19 protein-coding genes and 3 tRNA genes are annotated in these 21,540 nt (G+C 40.9%); 5 read left to right on the top strand and 17 right to left on the bottom strand.

The window, feature by feature from the left end; all coding sequences use genetic code 11:
- Positions 1-53 precede the first annotated feature (53 nt).
- Positions 54-212 (top strand): hypothetical protein, encoded by a 159-nt coding sequence (locus tag AC0SAP_RS08150; protein WP_473383819.1) that lies wholly within the window; start codon positions 54-56, stop codon positions 210-212.
- A 227-nt stretch (positions 213-439) separates the two neighbouring features.
- The gene (locus AC0SAP_RS08145; RefSeq protein WP_094568527.1) at positions 440-1,099 is read left to right on the top strand and encodes a carbonic anhydrase family protein; all 660 of its coding nucleotides are present in this window, start codon (positions 440-442) and stop codon (positions 1,097-1,099) included.
- Positions 1,100-1,161: 62 nt separating this feature from the next.
- Here AC0SAP_RS08145 and AC0SAP_RS08140 read toward each other — a convergent pair whose 3' ends face one another.
- The 8 genes from AC0SAP_RS08140 to AC0SAP_RS08105 all read right to left on the bottom strand — a co-directional run bounded on the left by AC0SAP_RS08140 (position 1,162) and on the right by AC0SAP_RS08105 (position 11,995).
- The gene (locus AC0SAP_RS08140) at positions 1,162-1,830 is read right to left on the bottom strand and encodes a DUF421 domain-containing protein (RefSeq protein ID WP_473383818.1); all 669 of its coding nucleotides are present in this window, start codon (positions 1,828-1,830) and stop codon (positions 1,162-1,164) included.
- 79 nt (positions 1,831-1,909) lie between these two features.
- On the bottom strand, positions 1,910-3,058 hold the full coding sequence (locus tag AC0SAP_RS08135; protein WP_473383817.1) for a glycerate kinase: 1,149 nt from the start codon (positions 3,056-3,058) through the stop codon (positions 1,910-1,912).
- 174 nt (positions 3,059-3,232) lie between these two features.
- Entirely contained in the window at positions 3,233-4,738 is a 1,506-nt protein-coding gene (locus AC0SAP_RS08130) for a carbon starvation CstA family protein (RefSeq protein ID WP_473383816.1), read from the bottom strand.
- Positions 4,739-5,209: 471 nt separating this feature from the next.
- On the bottom strand, positions 5,210-5,545 hold the full coding sequence (locus tag AC0SAP_RS08125) for a non-heme iron oxygenase ferredoxin subunit (protein ID WP_473383815.1): 336 nt from the start codon (positions 5,543-5,545) through the stop codon (positions 5,210-5,212).
- A 178-nt stretch (positions 5,546-5,723) separates the two neighbouring features.
- Positions 5,724-5,798 (bottom strand) — tRNA-Glu (locus AC0SAP_RS08120).
- Positions 5,799-6,240: 442 nt separating this feature from the next.
- Positions 6,241-7,671, bottom strand: coding sequence for a dihydrolipoyl dehydrogenase (gene lpdA / locus AC0SAP_RS08115; RefSeq protein WP_473383814.1), 1,431 nt, complete (start codon positions 7,669-7,671; stop codon positions 6,241-6,243).
- A 109-nt stretch (positions 7,672-7,780) separates the two neighbouring features.
- Positions 7,781-8,980 (bottom strand): 2-oxoglutarate dehydrogenase complex dihydrolipoyllysine-residue succinyltransferase, encoded by a 1,200-nt coding sequence (odhB, locus tag AC0SAP_RS08110; protein ID WP_473383813.1) that lies wholly within the window; start codon positions 8,978-8,980, stop codon positions 7,781-7,783.
- Positions 8,981-9,148: 168 nt separating this feature from the next.
- A complete protein-coding gene (locus AC0SAP_RS08105) occupies positions 9,149-11,995 on the bottom strand; it encodes a 2-oxoglutarate dehydrogenase E1 component (protein ID WP_473383812.1) in 2,847 nt (948 codons plus the stop codon).
- 238 nt (positions 11,996-12,233) lie between these two features.
- Here AC0SAP_RS08105 and AC0SAP_RS08100 point away from each other — a divergent pair, with 238 nt between their 5' ends.
- The 3 genes from AC0SAP_RS08100 to AC0SAP_RS08090 all read left to right on the top strand — a co-directional run bounded on the left by AC0SAP_RS08100 (position 12,234) and on the right by AC0SAP_RS08090 (position 14,796).
- Complete coding sequence (locus AC0SAP_RS08100; RefSeq protein ID WP_473383811.1) at positions 12,234-13,106, top strand: LysR substrate-binding domain-containing protein; 873 nt, start codon at positions 12,234-12,236, stop codon at positions 13,104-13,106.
- Between the two features lie 218 nt (positions 13,107-13,324).
- On the top strand, positions 13,325-14,299 hold the full coding sequence (gene moaA / locus AC0SAP_RS08095) for a GTP 3',8-cyclase MoaA (RefSeq protein ID WP_473383810.1): 975 nt from the start codon (positions 13,325-13,327) through the stop codon (positions 14,297-14,299).
- A gap of 290 nt (positions 14,300-14,589) precedes the next feature.
- The gene (locus AC0SAP_RS08090; RefSeq protein ID WP_094568517.1) at positions 14,590-14,796 is read left to right on the top strand and encodes a hypothetical protein; all 207 of its coding nucleotides are present in this window, start codon (positions 14,590-14,592) and stop codon (positions 14,794-14,796) included.
- Positions 14,797-15,068: 272 nt separating this feature from the next.
- On the opposite strand, the gene AC0SAP_RS08085 is transcribed toward AC0SAP_RS08090, so the two are convergent.
- The 9 genes from AC0SAP_RS08085 to AC0SAP_RS08045 form a co-directional block, all read right to left on the bottom strand.
- A tRNA-Arg gene (locus AC0SAP_RS08085) sits at positions 15,069-15,145 on the bottom strand.
- 305 nt (positions 15,146-15,450) lie between these two features.
- A tRNA-Arg gene (locus AC0SAP_RS08080) sits at positions 15,451-15,527 on the bottom strand.
- Positions 15,528-15,620: 93 nt separating this feature from the next.
- Positions 15,621-16,001 carry a SirB2 family protein gene (locus AC0SAP_RS08075; RefSeq protein WP_286483311.1) on the bottom strand — a complete coding sequence of 127 codons (381 nt, stop codon included), beginning with the start codon at positions 15,999-16,001 and terminating at the stop codon, positions 15,621-15,623.
- A 75-nt stretch (positions 16,002-16,076) separates the two neighbouring features.
- Positions 16,077-17,030: a D-2-hydroxyacid dehydrogenase gene (locus tag AC0SAP_RS08070; RefSeq protein ID WP_473383809.1), complete on the bottom strand. Its 954-nt coding sequence runs from the start codon at positions 17,028-17,030 to the stop codon at positions 16,077-16,079.
- Between the two features lie 51 nt (positions 17,031-17,081).
- Positions 17,082-17,558 (bottom strand): SsrA-binding protein SmpB, encoded by a 477-nt coding sequence (smpB, locus tag AC0SAP_RS08065; protein ID WP_094568514.1) that lies wholly within the window; start codon positions 17,556-17,558, stop codon positions 17,082-17,084.
- A gap of 425 nt (positions 17,559-17,983) precedes the next feature.
- On the bottom strand, positions 17,984-18,466 hold the full coding sequence (locus AC0SAP_RS08060) for a hypothetical protein (protein ID WP_473383808.1): 483 nt from the start codon (positions 18,464-18,466) through the stop codon (positions 17,984-17,986).
- Between the two features lie 154 nt (positions 18,467-18,620).
- On the bottom strand, positions 18,621-19,013 hold the full coding sequence (locus AC0SAP_RS08055) for a NirD/YgiW/YdeI family stress tolerance protein (protein WP_286483308.1): 393 nt from the start codon (positions 19,011-19,013) through the stop codon (positions 18,621-18,623).
- A 255-nt stretch (positions 19,014-19,268) separates the two neighbouring features.
- Positions 19,269-20,699, bottom strand: a complete 1,431-nt coding sequence (locus tag AC0SAP_RS08050; RefSeq protein WP_286483307.1) for a sensor histidine kinase — start codon at positions 20,697-20,699, stop codon at positions 19,269-19,271.
- Positions 20,696-21,352, bottom strand: a complete 657-nt coding sequence (locus AC0SAP_RS08045) for a response regulator transcription factor (RefSeq protein ID WP_286483305.1) — start codon at positions 21,350-21,352, stop codon at positions 20,696-20,698. The genes AC0SAP_RS08050 and AC0SAP_RS08045 overlap by 4 nt, the downstream gene beginning before the upstream one ends.
- Positions 21,353-21,540: the final 188 nt, after the last annotated feature.

The following is a 21,540-nucleotide window of genomic DNA, read 5'->3' as shown; positions in this document are numbered from 1 at the left end:
TTCTATTCTCTAAATAACAATCATTACAAAAATTGAGGGGGGGATATCACCACATGACGAAACATCATAAAAATAGAGAGATTCAATCTCAATCTATTCTTAAAAAAATGCTTTTTAAGATAATCTACCTTGCCACAATTGTGGCACTCTCTTTGGTGGTTATTGTGGCATTTTACTTTGGACTCTACTACCTCATCTATCTATTGAATTAGAGCCCATCCCACTATCAATTCCAGTGAAAAAGAGCCGATTCAACTTTTTCTGCTTCCTGTTTCTGATTCAAAGAGATAGCACTATATCGCGCTCAAAAATTGATCACTTTTTGTAAGAATAATTTTCATTTACTCTTTTTTCAATCTAAACCAAGGTAGACTGAGTAATTGTTAATCACCTTATATCCACTTCTGGTGATTCTACCTTAATAGAGAGAAGTTGAAGAATGAGATTACATAATATCGAAGACCAAAAATCATTAACCCCTGAGCTAGCCCTCTCCTTCTTAAAAGAGGGAAATAAACGATTCGTTGCTAACTTAAAGGCTCACAGCAATCTATTAGAACAAGTGAATGAAACAAAAGAGGGGCAATTTCCTTTTGCCATTATCCTCAGCTGTATCGATAGCCGAACCTCGGCCGAGCTGATCTTCGACCAAGGTTTAGGCGATATCTTTAGTGTTCGCATTGCCGGCAATGTTCTTAATGATGATATTATCGGCTCGATGGAATTTGCCTGTAAATTGGCAGGCTCAAAATTGATTGTTGTGCTTGGTCATACTCACTGTGGAGCAATTACAGGGGCCTGCAAAGGAACTGAACTAGGGCACCTTACCAATCTTTTGGCCAAAGTAAAACCCTCCATTGAACATGTGAAAAAAGCGCATCAAGGGATCGATATCGCCTCCAAAGAAGCAGTTGATAAAGTGGCGCTTCATAATGTGGAACATACCATTGAGCATATTCTCGATAAAAGTAGCGTTCTAAAAGAGATGTATCAATCTGGAGAGATCGGTATCGTCGGCGCTTTCTATAAAGTAGAGACGGGAGAGGTCGATTTTGTTCAAGAGATGTTTAATCAAAAGAGAGTAGAGACAAACAGGTAACGTAATCTATCACCGTACATCACCTTCAAGATCTATTTTCAAGAAGGTGATTCTACAACTACCTACTCTGTAACAGTTATCGTCTTACCCTTGTCATCAACTACCATCACGCCTCGACCCGGCGTCCACTCAACACAATAGAGAGATTCTATCTCCTGAATCCCTATTTTTCCCAACTCATCCTGAAGCCACGCCTCACTTTTGCCGGCATCTTTAAGATTCTCCTCTAAAATATTGCCTTCGCTAATCAAGAGAAATCCCCGCACTTTCTCTGTCTTAAGAAAAACTGTCATCTGTCCATCTGTCTCTAATCTCACATCATCAACATCCATCAGACTAAAAATACGTTGCTCTCGCAATTTTGCAGTCAATTGTTCAGCATCCATTTTATTACGACGCATCTCATCAAGTTGCAATGCCCCACCTTTCACAATGAAGGTGACCGAACCATAAAAAAGCCGATAAAAGAAGGGGATTTTAGTCAATAGATGGAGTGCATAGCTCACGACAGTCCAGGCCATAAGGCCAAAAATCATATACCAAACAGATAGATTAGGTGCATAGATTGTCCCTCCGACGATCGCGCCGATCACAAAGGAGCTAACGATATCTGCCGGCGTCATCTGAGACATTTGTGATTTACCCGATACGCGCAGATAGAGAAGAACACCGATCATTCCTACGATTAGTTTAATAAAAATCGTGATTTCCAACCCAAATGTCTCTAACATTTCTCCCTCCTCTTGTTGATAGGGGCTCTTGACAGATAATCATGATAGATAATCCTGATAGAGAACCCTAATAGATGACCTATAACATCTTACCGACTTTTAATATTGCCGCTACATTCTCTGCCGTTTGCTCAAGATTCTTCCTACTCTCTAGATATGCTTCTTCTAACGTACAAGGAGAATTGAGAATACTCACAAGCGCATCAACTCCCGCCTCTTTTACAAGATGAGCTCCATCTCCAAGGCTGCCGGCGATCGCTATGACCGGGATATTATGCGCTTTAGCGATCCTTGCAACCCCTATTGGCGCTTTACCATGGAGAGTCTGTCGATCTATTTTTCCTTCTCCGGTAATAACAAGATCGGCATCAGCAATCAATGCCGCAAAATTGATCAAATCCAAAATAAGCGTTATCCCCGGCCTCAATCTACCTTGAAGAAAAGTGAGGGCTGCAAATCCCATTCCACCGGCCGCACCACTTCCTGCATGATTTTGAATAGCTTGCACATCACACGCTAATGTCTGCGCAACGATCTTTGCATAATGGGCTAGTGCATTATCTAACTGAGTAGCCATCTCCACCGTTGCACCCTTTTGTGGACCAAAAATTGCTGAAGCGCCCTGCTCTCCTATCAATACAGTATCCACATCACAAGCAACCTCAAAATGGCACTCCTTAATAGCCGGATCAAAATATCTACTATCGATAAAGGCGAGCTCTTTTAAAGAGAGTCCGCCTAATGGGAGTAGATTCCCTTTTGCATCCAATAACTGTAGACCTAGCGCCGCTAACATGCCGGCACCACCATCATTAGTCGCGCTCCCCCCTAAACCTAAAATAATATGTCGAATGCCTCGCGCTAATGCATCTTTGATCAACTCACCCGTTCCAAAGCTCGTTGTTATTCGCGGATCTCGTTGCGCTAATGGAACATGCGCTAACCCACTAGCTTCTGCCATCTCAATCACAGCGCTCTTTCCATCACCAGTAATTGCATAAGATGCCTCTACCGGCTGACCTAACGGTCCCATTACGGAGAGCATCACTCTTTGCCCCTGAGTTGCTCTGATCACTGCATCGATTGTCCCTTCCCCACCATCTGCGATCGGCACTAAATGATACTCTGCCATTGGATAATGGAGAGAGAACCCTTTTTGAATCAATTGCGCTACCTCAAGAGCAGATAAGCTCTCCTTATATGAATCTGGAGCAATCACAATCTTCATATCTCCACCTCGCACCTTCTCATTTCTCCCATTTCTCTCATGAAAAAACTCCCAGAATTATCCGGGAGTTTTATCTAATACTTATCTAATACTCTTTACTCTACTATTCACATTATTAAAACTCTAAAACTCACTTAAAGTGCGTTTAAAGTCGTGATCATAAAATATAAGAGATTATAAGCCTTTACAGGTGAAGTCATAGCCACCCTCTTTCATCGTGCCATCCCAACCTGTTAAATCTTCTTCTAAAGGCAGTCCACATGCTCTTTGACGTTTTGCTTGCCAGAAAAAGAGTGCAACAAGCGCAATTGAGATAATCACCGCTCCGATCTGAGAGATCTCTGTCGAGAGACCAAAGCCGATCGGTTGCTCTAAAATATAGGTAGTTGTCGCTAATAACATAAAAATTCCCGGCAATAGTGAGATCCAGTAATTTTTACCACCAATATAGAGATACATCGCCCCTACAAAGAGCGCTATCACTGCTGTCGATTGATTCGCCCATGAGAAGTAACGCCATAAAATATTAAAATCGAGCTGAAGAAGAATAGCAGAGATAACAAACATTGGAAGAGCAATCCAAAGACGCTTGCCGACCTTATCTTGTCCAATCTTAAGATAATCCGCAATAATCATTCTTGCACTTCTAAATGCGGTATCACCAGAGGTAATGGGAAGGATAATCACACCTAAAATCGCAATTGTTCCTCCTACACCACCTAACATCATAACCGCCACTTTACTAACGACTAATGCCGGACCACCCTCTTTCAATACCGCATTTAATCCCTCGCCAAAAGGTGCTGCTGGATCATAGAACATCGCCATCGCTGCCGCAGCCCAGATCATTGCAATAACACCTTCTGCAATCATCATGCCGTAGAAAATTTTTCGCCCATGCCCTTCATTCTTAGTTGTACGTGAAATAATAGGCGATTGTGTTGCATGGAAACCTGAAAGTGCCCCGCAAGAGATTGTCAAAAAGAGTAACGGGAAGATAGCAAGACCACCAGGATGAAGATTATCTAAGGTCAACTCAGGAATATTGCCAGCCTGCCCTGTAACAACTAAACCAACACCAATACCGATAGCACTTAAAACTAAGAGCATCCCGAAGAAGGGATAGAAGCGCCCGATGATCTTGTCGATCGGCAATAGCGTTGCTAAAACATAGTAGATAAAGATAATACCCACAATAATTGCGAGACCAACTTTACCGCCCATCAGATCATAGAGTAACTGTCCTGGAGCCGAAACAAACACCGTTCCTACAAGAACAAGCAGCAGTAAGGCAAAGGCATTGACAATATGGCGCATCGATTTTCCTAAAAACTTTTCTGCAAGTTCAGGAAGATGAGCCCCACGATTTCGAATCGAGATCATTCCCGTTAAATAATCATGAACTCCTCCGGCTAAAATACAACCAAAGACGATCCAGATAAAAGCAACGGGGCCATAAAGCGCTCCCAAAATCGGGCCAAAAATTGGACCGACGCCGGCAATATTGAGCAGCTGAATCAATGAGTTTTTAGCCGTGTTCATCGGTACGTAATCAACACCATCGCTACTCGTATATGCCGGTGTAGGCCTCTCTTTCACCCCAAAGACCTTCTCTACATACTTCCCATAAGTGAAGTAACCTATAATAAGCAGTAATATACCGCCAATAAATGTAAACATCTTCTCCTCCTAAAATTAAGGGCATCACCCACATAAAATAAGATAATGTGATCAATCTCTAATAGCGCTACTGATCTTTCCGACCTTTTCGATCATTTCTCTTTAATGATTCTTTTTTTATTATTGATGATCAGACTCAAGATTGATGACTCAATCCCGGCACACTATTAACCCTTGTCACATCTCCTCTTTAAAACTAAACTTCAACAAGAGTGAGTTAAAACTGCTGCTCAATCTTGTCATTTTATCCGACTACTATCGAACTTAAAGACTTACTATAGCCTTATCTATTTATATACCCTTTATTTTCTATTTTGTACAATCTCCAATATCATTTTAATGATCTATAGGGATCTATAGGGATCTATAAGAAATCTATAAGGAAATAAAAAAAGAGCCCTTTAGGCTCTTCTTCTGCTTCATTCTATGGTTTACCAACTTCTCGATCTATGACGATCTTCTACCAATCCACTATTTAAGCATTGCCGCCTCTGCTTCTAATTCACTATCAATATGGATCTCATCCCCTTCCACTAAAACACGATAGGTACGCAATGGCTTCTTGCACGGAGCGGCAGTAGCTTCTCCCGTCATAATATTAAACTCCCCCCAATGTAGAGGACAGCTGATCGTATCATCAAAATAATCACCTTCAGAGAGAGATGCTGTTGCATGGGTACATTGATCATCCGTTACAAAGTATTCCCCTTCTCGATTAAAGACAAGGAGCTCACCAATTTCCGTTTCAAACTTACGCATCTCTCCTGCTGCAAGATCATCCACTTTACATATAAAAATTTTTGCCATCTATAACTCTCCTATTTCTGATATCTCATCGAGATCAGCTCTATAATAGATCCGGATAGATCCAGATAGATCTACTTACTAACTAAATATCACTTATTAAATATCAATGCATACAATATAAATGAATATCTCTAGAAACCAAAAAAGCCTACTGATATAATCAGTAGGCTTCGATATTTGGCGTCCCTACGGGGATTCGAACCCCGGTTGCCGCCGTGAAAGGGCAGTGTCCTAACCGCTAGACGATAGGGACCAAATCCATTCTCTTGGAAGCTTCTCCTCGTGAACAGGTGACTATAATAGTATGAACCCTAAAGTATGTCAAACAGATCTCACACTTTTTTTGCTCTATTATTGATCAATGATGAGATTTAACAATACTATACATATATATCAATAAGTTATAGTGCCATCAAGACCTATCTATAAAGAGATTTTTAATAAAATTGTGCGCTTAATATCGAGATATATCGAATTATATCAAGTTATGAAATATTTCAATCTAACAATCACACTCTAGCAATCGATAAAAAAGCACTACCTCTTATCAAGAAGTAGTGCTTACTCTTCGTTTATAGGGATCATAATTAACTACGATGAGAGGTGAGTAAGATCAAAATGTAAGATCAACAGAATACTTCATTCAATCTTTTTAAGTGCTCACCTCAAACCTTGCTAACTATTTTTGCTCCATACTATTTTCGATTCATCATATGAATTGCGCTTTTATGAATACCGTGCGCTGCTTCCATAACACTCTCAGCAAGTGTTGGATGCGCATGCATTGTGCTTGCGATATCTTCTGATGTACCACCAAATTCTAGAACAATAACTGCTTCATGAATCAATTCTGATGCATTAGGTCCAACAATATGTACCCCTAATAATTTATCTGTTTTTGCATCGGCAATGACTTTAACTAAACCTTCTGTTGCGCCCATCGCTTTTGCACGTCCTGATGCCGCAAATGGGAAGGAGCTAGTAATCACCTCGATACCATCTGCTTTACATTGCTCTTCAGTTTTACCTGCCCATGCAATCTCAGGATGGGTATAGATCACCCATGGCACCGCATCATAATTAACACGAGCATATTGACCCGCAATGCGTTGCGCCACAGCAATACCTTCTGCAGAACCTTTATGCGCTAACATAGGTCCACGAACAAGGTCACCAATCGCCCAGACATTAGGAATATTGGTCTGACATTTATCATCAACTTTAACTAAACGTCCATCCATCTCAAGACCGACAGACTCATCAACAATCCCATCTGTGAACGCCTTACGGCCTACAGCAACTAATAAGTAGTCAAACTTCTCTTCATGCTCACCACTTTTGTCACTATATTTAACAGCAACACCATCATCCGTTGCGACTGACTCATTAACACGCGCACCTAGACGAATATCTAAGCCTTGTTTCTTAAAATGCTTTGCCGCATCTTTGGCAATCTGTTGATCTGCCGCTGAAAGGAACTTATCCATCGCTTCAAAAATGACAACTTCAGCACCTAAACGGGACCAGACACTTGCCATCTCAAGACCGATAACACCAGCACCAATCACACCTAAACGTTTTGGTACAACTTCTAAATCAAGTGCCCCTTCAGAATCTAAGATACGCTTATTATCAACAACAGCTGATGGAATATCCATTGGTACTGAACCGGTCGCTAAAACAACATCTTTCGCGCTGTATGTCTCAACTTTACCGTCATGATCAGTGACTTCAACAACATTATCTTTTAATAACTTCCCTGTTCCTTGTAGCCATTCAACTTTATTCGCTTGGAACAACATCGAAATACCCGCTGTTAATTCAGATACAATCTTATCTTTACGAGCAATCATCGCTTTAGGATCCATTTTAATCCCTTCAACAGAGATACCGTGATCTGCGCCATGATCTTTTGCTTCTTCATAGAGTGCTGATGACTCAAGCAGTGCCTTAGAAGGAATACAACCTACGTTAAGACAGGTTCCCCCTAAAACGGGCTTTCCTGCTTTGCCAATCCATTTTTCAACACAGGCAACTTTTAAACCTAACTGTGCTGCACGAATGGCATTAACATAACCTGCAGGACCACCACCAATTACGATGACATCAAATTCTTTCTTCGCCATAAAATATTCTCCTTGAAAAAGATCCTTTATCGATAAAAGTTCAATAAAGGATCTTCTCTAATATCTATAATTGTTACTACCCACTAAAGCTCTATTGCTTCTTCACTGATTAGAGTTCAAGAAGCATACTTGCTGGGTCTTCGATTGATTCTTTGATTGAGACTAAGAATCCAACTGCTTCAGCACCATCGATGATTCTATGGTCATATGAGTGAGCAACATACATCATCGGTGCAGCAATAATTTGACCATCTTTAACAATTGGACGCTCATAAGTATTGTGCATACCTAAAATACCACTTTGTGGTGGGTTGATAATCGGCGTTGAGAGCATTGAGCCAAATACACCACCGTTAGTGATTGTAAATGTACCACCTGTCATCTCTTCGATAGTTAAAGTACCCTCTTTCGCTTTTGTTGCATATTCAATAATTTGCTTCTCAATATCAGCAAGGCTTAATTGATCTGCATTACGAATAATTGGCACCACTAAACCACGTGGTGAAGAGACGGCAATACCGATATCGAAATAACCATGATAGATAATATCATTACCATCAATCGAAGCATTAACTGCTGGATACTTCTTAAGTGCTTCAACTGCTGCCTTAACAAAGAAAGACATAAAACCAAGTTTTACACCATGGGTCTTAGTGAAACGATCTTGATACTTCTTACGCATCGAGATCACAGGCTCCATGTTGATCTCGTTGAATGTTGTTAACATTGCCGTGCTATTTGTGGCATCAAGAAGACGCTCTGCAATACGAGCACGAAGACGCGTCATCGGTACACGCTTTTCAACACGCTCACCAGTTGGAACAGAAGCAACTGGTGCTGCTTTACTCGCTGCTGGTGCCACTTTCGCACCACCATTTTTCAAGAAGTTTTCAATATCTTCTTTAAGGTGACGACCATTTTTGCCGGTTGCCGGGATCTTACTAATATCAAGGTTATTCTCTTCAACTAAGCGACGAACAGTTGGTGACATTCCCACCTCTTCATCACTCTCAACAGTGGCTGCCACACTGCTCTCTTCTGCTTTAGGCGCGGCTTCTGCCTTAGGTGCTTCACCTGCTTCGATAATTGCTAAAACAGTTCCTTCTGTAACATCTGTGCCCTCTTCAACTTTGATCTCTTTAAGAACGCCGCTCACTGTAGCAGGAACTTCTAACATCACTTTGTCAGTCTCAAGATCAACAAGGTTCTCACCCTCTTCAATAAACTCACCTACTTGTTTATGCCAAGCAGAGAGTAATGCATCAGCAACTGACTCAGGTAATACTGGAACTTTAATTTCAACACTCATGGATTTTCTCCTATGTAAATATATAACTGTTATAAAACTTATATAAACTTGTAACTTATAATTTGTAAACTTATAAACTTTTTAATGAAGCCTTTAATCAGCAATAAGCTTTAAATTCTGTTGATAAGTAAGGAGCTCTACTAAGAGCTCCTTCATTGACAATCATCACTATTCAGTTGGGAAGATTGCGTCAAGAAGCGCTTTCTCCTGCTCTGCATGAACATGGCTATATCCTACTGCCGGCGCAGCAGCTGCAGGACGAGTCACAAATCGTAACGCATGTTTATCGCCTAACAACTCAATTAAATGTGGATAAACAAAGGTTGCATATCCTTGATTTCTAGGTTCATCTTGCAAGAAGATCACCTCTTTCGCATTAGGATATTTCGCTAACTCTGCCGCTAAGGCCGCTGCTGGGAATGGATAGATCTCTTCTAAGCGGATAATCACTGTTTTTTCATCATTCACTGCTGCTCTACGATCTCTTGCATCATAGTAGATCTTACCAACACTGATCACCACACGTTCTACCTTCGCTGCATCAATTGCATCAATCTCTGATAAGACCGAACGGAAAGTACCCGTTGCAAGCTCTTCTAAAGTGCTCACTGCTTGACGATGGCGTAACAAGCTCTTAGGTGACATCACAATTAATGGCTTACGATAATCTTGATGCATCTGACGACGGAACATATGGAAGGCTTGTGCGGGTGTTGTCGGAACAACAAAACTCATATTATTCTCTGCACAGAGCTCTAAGAAGCGCTCAGGACGTGCGGAAGAGTGTTCAGGTCCTTGCCCCTCATAACCATGGGGCAGTAACATCACTAAACCATTATAACGGCGCCACTTTGTTTCACCTGAAGCGATAAACTGATCGATAACAACCTGCGCACCATTGACGAAGTCACCAAATTGCGCTTCCCAAATAACAAGTGCATTCGGCTCAGTCGATGCATAGCCATACTCAAATCCTAAGACCCCTGCCTCTGACAAAATAGAGTCAATAACGGTAAAGTTCGCTTGATCTTTCGTGAGATGTTGAAGTGGGATATAGCTACTTCCATCTTCTTGATTATGGTAAACCGCATGACGATGGAAGAATGTTCCACGTCCTGAATCCTGCCCCGTAATACGGATGGGATAACCTTCCTCAAGAAGCGTTGCATACGCCATAATCTCAGCAAAGCCCCAATCGATCTCTAACTCACCTTCACCCATTTTAAGGCGATTATCGTGAATTCTTTGAACACGATTATGGAGTTTTAAGCTCTCAGGCAATTGATTCATAATGCGGGTAAGCTCGGTGATTCTTGAAGGAACAACACCTGTTTCAGGAACAACGGGACCTTCTTCATCAAAGCGATCATGCATCTTTGAGATCTTCTCCCACTTCTGCATATAGGAGCTATTGATCGACTCAACAGTTGGGAATCCAACAGGTGTACCTTCTTCCAACTTATCGCGATACTCTTGTGTGAAGTTTTTAAAGTCTTCTTCCGTAATCAATCCTTGAGCGATAAGGCGATCTGCATAGATACGTGCTGGGGTCTTATGATTACGCACTTTCTTATACATCATCGGCTGTGTTGCACTTGGCTCATCAGCTTCGTTATGACCTAATTTACGGTAGCAGACTAAATCGATCACAACATCTTTATGGAAGGTATTACGATAGCCCAAGGCTAATTGCATCACATGCTTCACCGCTTCAGGATCATCACCATTTACATGTAAAACAGGCGCCTGAACAATCTTCGCCGCATCAGTACAATACTCAGATGAACGCGCATCTAGCGGATTTGATGTTGTAAAACCAACACGGTTATTAACAACAATATGAACTGTTCCCCCGGTTGTATAACCGCGAGCTTGAGACATCTGGAGCGTCTCAAGAACAATTCCTTGCCCTGCAAATGCTGCATCACCATGAATCAATACAGGAAGCACAGTATTAAATGGGAGATGTCCTGTTGGGGTACCTGGCTCAATACGACGCTCTAAACGTGCACGAACAGATCCTTCCACAACAGGATTTACAATCTCAAGGTGAGAAGGGTTAAATGCAAGCGCAAGATGCACAGGAGGATTATCGGGCGATGCAATCACTGAGGAGGAGTATCCCATATGATATTTTACGTCACCGGAACCTTTCGAGAAGGTTGGAACCCCCTCAAACTCTGCAAAGAGCTGTTTAGGAGCTTTTCCTAAGATATTAACTAAGGTATTAAGACGACCACGGTGAGCCATCCCGATCACGATCTCTTCCGCACCAAAATTGGAAGCACCTACGACCATCTCATGGAGCATCGGAATTAAAGCATCCCCACCCTCTAATGAGAAGCGTTTTTGTCCAACATAACGAGTATGAAGATAACGCTCTAAACCATCTGCTGAGATCAACTCTTTTAAGGTCTCAATACGCTCTTCATCACTTAAACGATAATGATCTTGAACCTCTTCTAAACGCGTTCTAATCCAGTCGCGCTCTGCATCTTTGGTGATATGCTCAAACTCAGCACCAATATGTCCGGTATAAGTTTTCTTTAAAACATCTAAGATATCACGAAGCGTCATCTCTGACTTGCCCGCTAATCCACCTGTTTTAAAGGTTGTGCCCATATCCATTTCAGTTAAACCATAATGACCGGGATTGAGTTCAGGCACATTAGGGATATCACGTAAATTAAGAGGGCATAAGTCTGCTACTTGATGCCCTCTACGGCGATATTCGCCAATTAAATTGAGTACTGCAACTTGCTTCTCAAGATGTGCTTCATCCACACCCGCAGATTGCACTCGCACCCCTTGGTGACGCATCTGCTCAAAAGCACGCTTAACAGGTCCTTGAGCTACATCCTCGCCTTGACTATTTTTAAAATCGGCAAAATAGGCCTGCCATTGTGCAGATACAGAACTTGGATCTTCGAGATATGATTCAAACATCTCTTCGACATAAGTCTGGTTTGCACCATAGAGTGCCGACGTCTCTCTAAACTTATCGATTAGTTTCATTGTTATCGCTCACTTAAGTCGTCTAAAATTAATAGGAAATTAAAAAGAAAGAAATTTCCCTCATTATAGCCCATTTTTCTCCATTTCGCGCAATTTGTAACCTGATCAATCTTTCACATTTCAATAGCGCATCAAGGGCTGATAAACACGGGATTTATGCTTAATTAGAATCACCTTAATGCAAATATGTTAGTATGTAAATCATTCACTACATTAATGTTACTTATGGGAATAATGCATGAAATTAAATGAACTTCGTTACTTCATTGCGGTTGCGGAAGAGCGGCATTTTGGCCGAGCAGCGCAAAAGTGTTTTATCTCTCAACCGGCATTATCTATTGGGATAAAAAACCTTGAAGCCTCTATGGATGTCTCACTCTTTGAACGAACCACTAATGAGGTTCTTCTTACGCCTGAAGGTGAAAAAGCACTTCCCAAAGCTCGCAAAATTTTTGAGCTTGTTGATGAATTGCTCTCTTTAAGTAAAGAATCCGATTCAATAGAGGGTCGTTTCAACCTCGGGATTATCTTCACTATTGCACCCTATCTTCTTCCTAGAATGATCCCCCTTTTAAGAGAGGCTGCACCCGAGCTACAACTCAACCTCTTTGAAAATATGACGGACAATCTTCTCCCAATGTTAAAGACAGGTGAGATCGATGCCGCAATTCTTGCGCTTCCTATTGCTGATCCAACCTTTGAGGTGATAGAGCTTTATGAAGAACCTTTCTTTGTGATAACCCCTAAAGAGCACCCCCTCAATGAGAAAGAGGTGATCTCGCCCGATGAGATTCATGAATATGATCCACTGCTTCTCAATATCGGTCACTGCTTTCGTGATCAAGTACTCGATCGCTGCAAAGAGATCAATGCAACAAGCTCTCATCATCACTCACTTGAGACTATTCGCAATATTGTGGCAGCTGGTCATCAAATTTCAGTACTCCCTAAATATGCATTAACAGATGATCATTTGAGCGAGTTACTTCACTACATCCCTTTTACAGAGCCCGTACCTACGCGGAAAGTCGCACTTGTCTATCGAAAAGAGTTCACACAGATGAAAAAAATCGAAACAATTGTAAAATGTATTAAAGACCTCAATCTTTAGTAGCTCTTTTAAGAGATCCCTCATAGAGCTGAGTCTATAAAACTCGCTCTAGAGGTAAACTTATTGAACTTGCTAAGCATGAGATCACACTAGACAATCCTAGATGGCGCTAGATGAGATGTCTTATTAAACACCACTTTAATTATGTAGATCATCTACCCCATCTCAGTGTTTCTCAATGCATCTAAGAACAATCCATTTCAGGGAGATTTTAATAAATGTTAATTGATCAGTTTGGTCGTAAAATTGATTATGTACGAATCTCAGTGACAGATCGATGCGACCTTCGCTGCACCTACTGCATCCCTAAAGGGTTTAAAGGTTTTGAGGTCAATAAAAATTGGCTCACATTTGATGAGATTATTCGCGTTGTTAAAGCTTTTTCAGCAATGGGAACCGATCACTACCGCATCACCGGCGGTGAACCCCTCTTAAGAAAGGATGTCACCGAGCTCATTGCACGAATGAAAGAGATCCCCACCATAAAAGATCTCTCTATGACCACAAACGCAACACAACTCGAACGCCTAGCAAAACCCCTAAAAGAGGCGGGGCTTGACCGCCTTAATATTAGCCTCGACTCACTCAATCCCCTCACTGTCCACCAAATTACCGGCAATGATTGTATCGATAAAGTTAAAAGAGGAATCTTTGCTGCAATCGATGCGGGCTTTGAAATGATTAAGATCAACATGGTACCGATGATTGGAATCAATGATCAGGATATCGACAAAATGATCCAATTCTGTATCGACAATGGCTTAGTTCTTCGCTTGATTGAAGCAATGCCAATGGGAATAACCGGACAAAATACCGAAGGAAAAGACCTCACAAAACTGCTAGAGACCTTAAAAGTTAAATATGGTTTAGTAGATGCTCCACAAAAACTCGGACAGGGGCCAGCTCGATATTACCAATCGCCAGATGGTTCTTTCACTTTTGGATTAATCACCCCATTGAGTCAACACTTTTGTGATAGCTGTAATCGTGTTCGTCTCGCTGTCGATGGCACCCTCTATATGTGTCTCGGACAAGAGGAGGCTTATCCCTTAAGGAAGATGCTTAGAGATCATTGTAGTGATGAAGAACTTCAAAAGGCGATTAGAGAAGCAATCGATCTTAAGCCGCAAAAACATGAATTCAGAACAGATGCAACTAAAATTAAACGAATCATGTCGATGACAGGTGGTTAATCAATAGATTGCAACATCCTTCAACAGTAGTGCTACTGAAAAATGGGCTGAAAACATTATTGAAATATCGACCGATCTTAAACTAATATTAGGCTAATATTAGACCTATACGAAAAGAGATAAGTGAAAAGCAGATAGATATTAAAACCAATAGGAAAAACCAATATTAATAACGAATATTAAAAGCAAATATTAAAACGAGGATTAAGCTTCCAGTCAAAAATGAAGCTTTCAACAGACCCGATAGAATCGAAGATTAAGTAATCAAATTTGTAAGATGGAGATCAATTATGAGTAAACAATATGGCGTTCGAATGACCTTACCCCCTAATGCAACTTTTATGCGTGAAAATCTTCTAGGACCTGACTTTAAGGCGGAAAGATGGTTTGAGAGTGCAGAAGCTCGACAAAAATTCTTAGATAGCTATCAAAAAGACTTTATCTATTACCGTGTTGGCGATCGCCCTCACTATCAATATGAATTAATCGAAAGATAAATCACTCTTACTCCCCGCTTTTAGTATTTTACTTTTAGCGCGGTAGAGTATTACTGATAATCGCATCATCGTCATTCAAAAAGACCTTATGGCATTGCCCCACTATTCGGCAATAGCAATGACAGGAAGCAAATGACGGTGATAGCTAATCTATAGATCATTCGCCCAACCCCTAAAGAAGATCTCAATCGAGCAGCAAAATAGCTTCAAAATAGGCTCAAAATAGACTAATAAAATAAAACCCCTTACTCGAAAGTAAGGGGTTTATCGTATGGCGCGCCCAGAAGGAGTCGAACCTCCGACCGCCTGGTTCGTAGCCAGGTACTCTATCCAGCTGAGCTATGGGCGCTTAACTAAGATCATTACTATACCCGATATTTTCAGAATGTCAAACAAAAGATACCGAAGAGAATCAAAATAGTTGTGTGATGTGATTATGAGTTATGAGTCATACGTTATCGTTATCGTTATCGTTATTGTTACTGAGGAGAGGTTATAAACCTCTAACGCATAAAAGCAGCTGAATCCATCTATATCCATCTACAGAGATCTATAGGAATACCACTACAACAAACGCCTCTACTAAACTCATTAAAACTCATTAGAACTCATTAAAAACAAAACCCCTTACTCGGAAGTAAGGGGTTTACTATATGGCGCGCCCAGAAGGAGTCGAACCTCCGACCGCCTGGTTCGTAGCCAGGTACTCTATCCAGCTGAGCTATGGGCGCTTAACTAAGATGGTTAGTATATAACAATTTTAGTAACTTGCAAATTTTTGTCTACTCTTTATCCGTTTTGGAACAGAGCAGATTAATAGTGAATTAGAACAGTTGTGGCTTCATCATCGCCATCCAGACAACTGCCATTGCCATACTGTTACAAATCAGGTAGTTAATCAATCTTGTAGAGAGTGCAAAGCTTTGTCTCATTGCTAAAATTGCAAAAAGAATATAGAGCACAATAAAGAAGAGTTTTACCCCTAACCAGCTTCCCCCCAATGAAAATGGATTAATAGAGAGCGCAACCGCCAATAAGATACCGGTCAATAAGAGAAAAGTATCAATAATATGTGGTACTATACGTGCCCATTTGGGTCTTGCTACTAAAAAATATTTCCAAAAACGGAAGTTGAAAAAGATAATTGAAAAGAAGGCAAGCATAATATGTGTATGCTTTAGCCCCATATAAGACGCTGCTAACATCGATATTCCTCTAGTAATATAGTGATCAATCAGGCAATGATGACACACTCAACCCTACAAGATCAAATAGCATCCCTAACTAACAACATTCATCGGGGCGCCGGCAACAAATTGGTTAATATTATCTTGTAGAATAACGACTAATTTTGCCAATGCCTCTTCACTAGCATATGCAGTATGCGGTGTTAAGATAAAATTCCCAAGATCATCCGCTAGGAGTGGATTATCTGGTTTGGGAGGCTCTGAAGTCAACACATCTATTCCGGCACCTCCTACTTGTCCACTACGCAAGCCTTCGGCTAAATCAGCTTCATTCACTAATCCTCCACGACTCACATTCAGAATAACAACCCCTGGCTTCATCTTTGCGATCTCTTTCGCTGAAATAAGATTTTCTGTCTCCGACGTTAAAGGAGCATGAATCGAATAGACATCACTCTTTTCTAACACATCAGAGAAACTCTCATATCCTGGGCGAATCGTCGATGCATCCTTTCGTTCAGAATAGAGAACCTTCATTCCAAAACATTCTGCATACTTTGCAAATTGTGAGCCGATACTTCCGCGCCCAAATATTCCTAATGTTTTTCCTTTTAATTCATAGATAGGCGCACCAAATAGGGAGAAGAAGGGTGACTTTTGCCATTCACCGGCACGAACACGTGCTTCATAAAGTGGAAGACGATGAACTAAAGAGATCATCATCATAAATGCATGCTCTGCAACTGCAGTTTGGCTATAGCCTGCAACATTAGAGACAATAATGCCCAACTCTCTTGCAGCTGCAATATCGATCATATTGAATCCTGTTGCCGCTACCGCAATCAATTTCAGCTGTGGATTAGCTTCCATCGCCGCGCGGTCGATCGGCACCTTATTAGTAATCGCAATTTCACAACCTGCTAATGCTTGAGCAACCTGCTCTTTAGGGCAATTATCAATCTCAATTAACTCATAAGGAAAGTTAAAAGAGAGATCAAAGCGACTCATTGTTCCATGATCTAAAAAGACAATCTTTTTTCTATCCATCTTCTCCTCCAGTTTTTCATGAATCTTTATTCAATTTTTTATGATTTAACATTATCGATGTTCATGACGAAGTATTCTCTGCTTCTCACGATTCCAATCTCGCTCCTTAATTGTCGCTCGTTTATCGTGATCCTTTTTCCCTTTCGCCAATCCTATCTCTACCTTAACCATTCCCCGCTTCCAATACAAACTTAAGGGAACAATTGTATATCCCTTCTGATCTACCGCTCCCATTAAGCGATCAATTTCACGGCGATGGAGCAGTAATTTACGCGTCCGTGTATCGTCAGCATAGATATGGGTTGAGGCGGAAAGTAGAGGAGTAATGCGGGAGCCGATCATATAGACCTCCCCATTTTTAATCTGCACATAAGCCTCAGAAAGTTGCCCACGGCCCTCTCTTAAACTCTTAACTTCCCAACCTTGTAGCTCAATACCCGTCTCGATCTTCTCTTCAATAAAGTAATCATGGTAAGCGCGTTTATTACCTGCAATCTGTGCACTACCTTTTTGTGGTTTTTTTGCCATTTTTTACCTCTATTTATCAATCTGTAGATCTCTCTACCAGTCCTTGTATCGCTGAATAATTCTCAGCAGTATCACAAGTCGAACCTCTATTTTAATACAACTGAGCTATCATCTCTAAAATAATCGCTGATAATGCAATGCACTCATCTCCCTATCTATTTTTTAATGATTTTAGAAGGTCGTGAATAGATACGATATAAAAAACCCTTATCCCCACAAAAGTGAGAATAAGGGAAACTTAGGTTTAGTAGATTAGGGTCTGTTGAACATTCAAAAATTAGTAACTATAACCTACTGAAAATATATCGATTATGACGATTTTCAGCAAACTCATCATAATCTTTAAAAACAGTAAGTTACACACCAATGCTCAACAGACCCTAACTTCGCTTTTATAAAATATATCTATTCACTAATATTATCGCTTAATTACGCCCTTCCATCTTTTTAGCACCTTTATCGCCCTTCATTGAGCCATCGCGGTGCTCTTTTGCTCTCTTCTCTTTCTTATGCTCTTTTTTATGTTCTTTCTTATGGTTCTTTTTATACTCTTTATCACTATGATGTTTCTTACCATCTTTAGAGTTAGCTCGCTTCTCCTTTTGAGCCTCTCTCTTACCATCGGCATTCTTCATCTCTTTGCGCTGCTTTTTCATCTCTGCTTTATCGCCATTACGCTTCTCATTTTGAGCTTTTCCAGGACAATCTCCTGTTGCACATTCATCCTTATGAATTCTCGCTTGTGCTCTAATCTGTCTTGGCTCTGTCGGCGTTTGTGCTTTCTCCTCGATTGCTTCAACTCCCACTCTCTCTGTCACGGGTGTTTCAACTTTTGGAGCATCGACTTGGGCAAAAGCAATTGAAGAACTTAAAATTAAGGTTGAAAGTAAAAATAGTGGACGCATCATTGCACTCCTTTAATATCAGTAACATATCTAAATATAAATATAAATATAAATAATATGATCAAACTCAGTCGCTAAATCAACAGTTTAAGCAGAAATACGGTATTAAATCGTTATATGCCGCTATATATCGCTATTTAGTAGTCAGGCTATTTAGTTATTCAGCAACAACTTCGCCACTCTTTTTAACCACTCTATCAACATCAATATCGGTTGGTTTATGACGATGATGATCCACTTCACCATAGATCACGACTGTATCTTCAGGGCCGACTTTCACGCCTCTCCAATCATCATGATCGATCTCAATGGTGATTTCACCACTTTGATCTTTAAAGCGGTACTTATCACCACCTAAATGCTCTACAATTTTTCCTTCAAGGATCACTTTTGTATCATCTTTAAGGTGTCGCGCTTGCTCAACAGAGAGCACATTTTCTAACTTGCCGGCAACTTCGGCCTGTACATTATCAGTTGAGGGTCCTGTAAATTGAGCAAAAGCAAGTGATGAACCTAACATTAATGCCGATACTAATAGTAATTTTCGCATTGTAAACTCCTCTCTTAATTAGAGATTAATAAATAGGGAAAGAAGGGATTCATCAGTGATTTCTGCTCCTCTTCTCGACTAACCATCTCCCGGATAATCGACAAAAAGAGTGTGATAATCTTAAGAGTCTCTTCTCTATCTACAAACTATTAGACCAAATTAACCTTAACTAAATCTTAAGAAGATAATATTTTTAGATAAAAATCTTCAAAATAATAGGCCAATCACAAAAGTGATCGATTACCCTTAAAGTTACTATCCCTTTTCTACGGGAAAGATAAGCGAAACTTCTAAACCATCTATCTCCGGCTTGGAACGAAGATGCATCTCCCCTCGATGAAGTTCCACGATCTTTTTCACTATCGATAATCCTAAACCACTTCCGATCTCATCAGTTCCCAATACACGGTAAAAACGCTGACCTAGTCGAGCAAGCTCTTCTGGCTCGACACCCCGCCCATTATCCCTCACCTTAATGATCGCTCTCTCTGATACTCCTTTAGCAGCATTTACAAAAATTGTTCCTGAAGTGACCTCTATCTTCGACCCTCTTGGAGAGTACTTTAAGGCATTATTAATTAAATTTTTAAGGGCAATATAGAGTAGATCATAATTGGCACAGAGAGAGACTCTCTCTTCATGGAAGTGAATCTCGATTCCCCTTCGCGCTGTCTCCTCTTTAAAACTCTCATTAAGGTCAGAAAAGAGCACCGAAAAGAGTAACTCCTGCTTTAGTAGATCGCTATTTTCATCGGGAGAGAGTGGGTCTAATCGAGCTAATAACATGAGATGCTCAATTAAGTGGGTTGCGCGCGATATATCATGTTGAAGCGGAGCTAAATCAGCGATCAGTTCTGGTCTTAAACGTCTTAGGAGTTGTAACTTCATCTGAATCGCACTCAATGGAGTCCGAAGCTCATGAGAAGCATCCGCGGTAAATTGTCTTTCATGCCGGCGGGCTGTCTCTAAATTGGTTAACAACATATTAAGCGAATCTTCAATGGCAACGATCTCTTTACTACGAGAGTGGGTTGCAATAGGCGTTAAGCTCTTCGAGGAGATCCGTTTAATCTGTTGTGAAACTACCGTTAATGGTCGTAAGCCAAAATAGATAAAGAGCCCATTAATGAGAAGTGAAATTAACAAAACTATTCCTCCCGCTAAAATCAGCTGCTTTGCCAACTTCTCTAAAAATTGATAGCGCATCTCTACCGCATGGGCAACTTGCACTTCAAAGTTTGCATGCCTTGGCTTTAAGAGAAAAACCCGCCAACCCTTGCCCTTAATCTTGATGGTCTTAAAGCCCTTATACCCCCGACGATCACTCGTTGCTATAAAGGGGCGATTAGGTGCTGAACTGCTCTTTGCAATCACCACACCTTGATTGATAATCTGGAAATAGAACTCATTATCTTCTAAATCCATATGCCCCTTAACAGGACGGCCCCCTAAATTCTCACGATAAGCTAATTGCGCTAAGGTCTGAGCGGAGCGTTTTAATGCCTCATCTAGAACCTCTTTTGTCTGATCCCAGCTAAGGTAGGTCGTAATAGAGAGACTAACACCGGAAACTAGTAATGTAGAAGCAACGATACTCGCCATCAATGTTGCACGAAGAGAGTAGAGCCTCTTTTGCCCTTTTCGCCGCTGTTGCCACCACTGTTGTAAATTCTTCAATCGTCTCATTCACTACCTAGCGTGTAACCTAAATTACGTCTTGTTTTAATAAAATCATTGCCGAGCTTTTTTCGCAGATGGTGGATATGGACCTCTATTGCATTACTCTCCACCTCATTTCCCCAAGCATATAACTTATCTTCTAACTGCTCTCGCGTAAAAATTTGTGTAGGATTCTGCATTAAAGTGTGCAACACAGCATACTCTTTAGCAGTTAAAGAGATACTCTCTCCACTGCGAGTCACACTCTTTGTTGTAGGATCTAAAATAACATCTCGATGCTCAAAGAGCGTCTGCAATTTACGAGCTGATCTCCGAGAGAGTGCGCGAATTCTTGCACTCAACTCTTCTAGATCAAAAGGTTTTACTAAGTAATCATCTGCACCAAGATCTAACCCTTCAATCCGATCAGCAATACTATCTTGCGCAGTAATCATAATGATCGGGATCGACTCCCCTTTCTCTCGCAACTTCTTCAGTACAATATCTCCAGAAGCGCCGGGAAGCCCTCGATCTAATAGGATAGAATCATAAGTATCGATCAAAACATTTTGTGCACTCACTCCATCCATCACCCAATCAACCACATAGCCATCCATCTCTAGCCATGTTTGAAGAGTTTCTCCTAATGACCGATCATCCTCTACAAGCAATATTTTCATAAAGCACTCCTCTGTATCTTTTAGCATCCTAGCGTGATCGCCTTAAAAATATCTTAAGCCCTCGCTCTAGTATGCGTTTTTCTTTCCCTTTTCTCTATTTTATTAAACACTTTTGTGATACAAGGGAGTGATTATTCACAACGAGCGATAAAGAGCATGCAGATAAGCCTAATATCCCTGCTCCCCAA

Source organism: Ignatzschineria sp. PL_is040 (assembly GCF_055813795.1).
The sequence above is the reverse complement of the archived record's forward strand: the minus strand, read 5'-3'. Positions and strand labels throughout refer to the sequence as shown.

Coding starts and splice junctions, on each gene's coding strand:
- AC0SAP_RS08135 (WP_473383817.1), bottom strand. CDS start 3,058: ATGAAGATTGTGATTGCTCCAGATTCATATAAGGAGAGCTTATCTGCT.
- AC0SAP_RS08100 (WP_473383811.1), top strand. CDS start 12,234: ATGAAATTAAATGAACTTCGTTACTTCATTGCGGTTGCGGAAGAGCGG.
- moaA (WP_473383810.1), top strand. CDS start 13,325: ATGTTAATTGATCAGTTTGGTCGTAAAATTGATTATGTACGAATCTCA.
- AC0SAP_RS08070 (WP_473383809.1), bottom strand. CDS start 17,030: ATGGATAGAAAAAAGATTGTCTTTTTAGATCATGGAACAATGAGTCGC.
- lpdA (WP_473383814.1), bottom strand. CDS start 7,671: ATGGCGAAGAAAGAATTTGATGTCATCGTAATTGGTGGTGGTCCTGCA.
- odhB (WP_473383813.1), bottom strand. CDS start 8,980: ATGAGTGTTGAAATTAAAGTTCCAGTATTACCTGAGTCAGTTGCTGAT.
- smpB (WP_094568514.1), bottom strand. CDS start 17,558: ATGGCAAAAAAACCACAAAAAGGTAGTGCACAGATTGCAGGTAATAAA.
- AC0SAP_RS08090 (WP_094568517.1), top strand. CDS start 14,590: ATGAGTAAACAATATGGCGTTCGAATGACCTTACCCCCTAATGCAACT.
- AC0SAP_RS08130 (WP_473383816.1), bottom strand. CDS start 4,738: ATGTTTACATTTATTGGCGGTATATTACTGCTTATTATAGGTTACTTC.
- AC0SAP_RS08045 (WP_286483305.1), bottom strand. CDS start 21,352: ATGAAAATATTGCTTGTAGAGGATGATCGGTCATTAGGAGAAACTCTT.
- AC0SAP_RS08150 (WP_473383819.1), top strand. CDS start 54: ATGACGAAACATCATAAAAATAGAGAGATTCAATCTCAATCTATTCTT.
- AC0SAP_RS08125 (WP_473383815.1), bottom strand. CDS start 5,545: ATGGCAAAAATTTTTATATGTAAAGTGGATGATCTTGCAGCAGGAGAG.
- AC0SAP_RS08140 (WP_473383818.1), bottom strand. CDS start 1,830: ATGTTAGAGACATTTGGGTTGGAAATCACGATTTTTATTAAACTAATC.
- AC0SAP_RS08075 (WP_286483311.1), bottom strand. CDS start 16,001: ATGTTAGCAGCGTCTTATATGGGGCTAAAGCATACACATATTATGCTT.
- AC0SAP_RS08050 (WP_286483307.1), bottom strand. CDS start 20,699: ATGAGACGATTGAAGAATTTACAACAGTGGTGGCAACAGCGGCGAAAA.
- AC0SAP_RS08060 (WP_473383808.1), bottom strand. CDS start 18,466: ATGATGCGTCCACTATTTTTACTTTCAACCTTAATTTTAAGTTCTTCA.
- AC0SAP_RS08105 (WP_473383812.1), bottom strand. CDS start 11,995: ATGAAACTAATCGATAAGTTTAGAGAGACGTCGGCACTCTATGGTGCA.
- AC0SAP_RS08055 (WP_286483308.1), bottom strand. CDS start 19,013: ATGCGAAAATTACTATTAGTATCGGCATTAATGTTAGGTTCATCACTT.
- AC0SAP_RS08145 (WP_094568527.1), top strand. CDS start 440: ATGAGATTACATAATATCGAAGACCAAAAATCATTAACCCCTGAGCTA.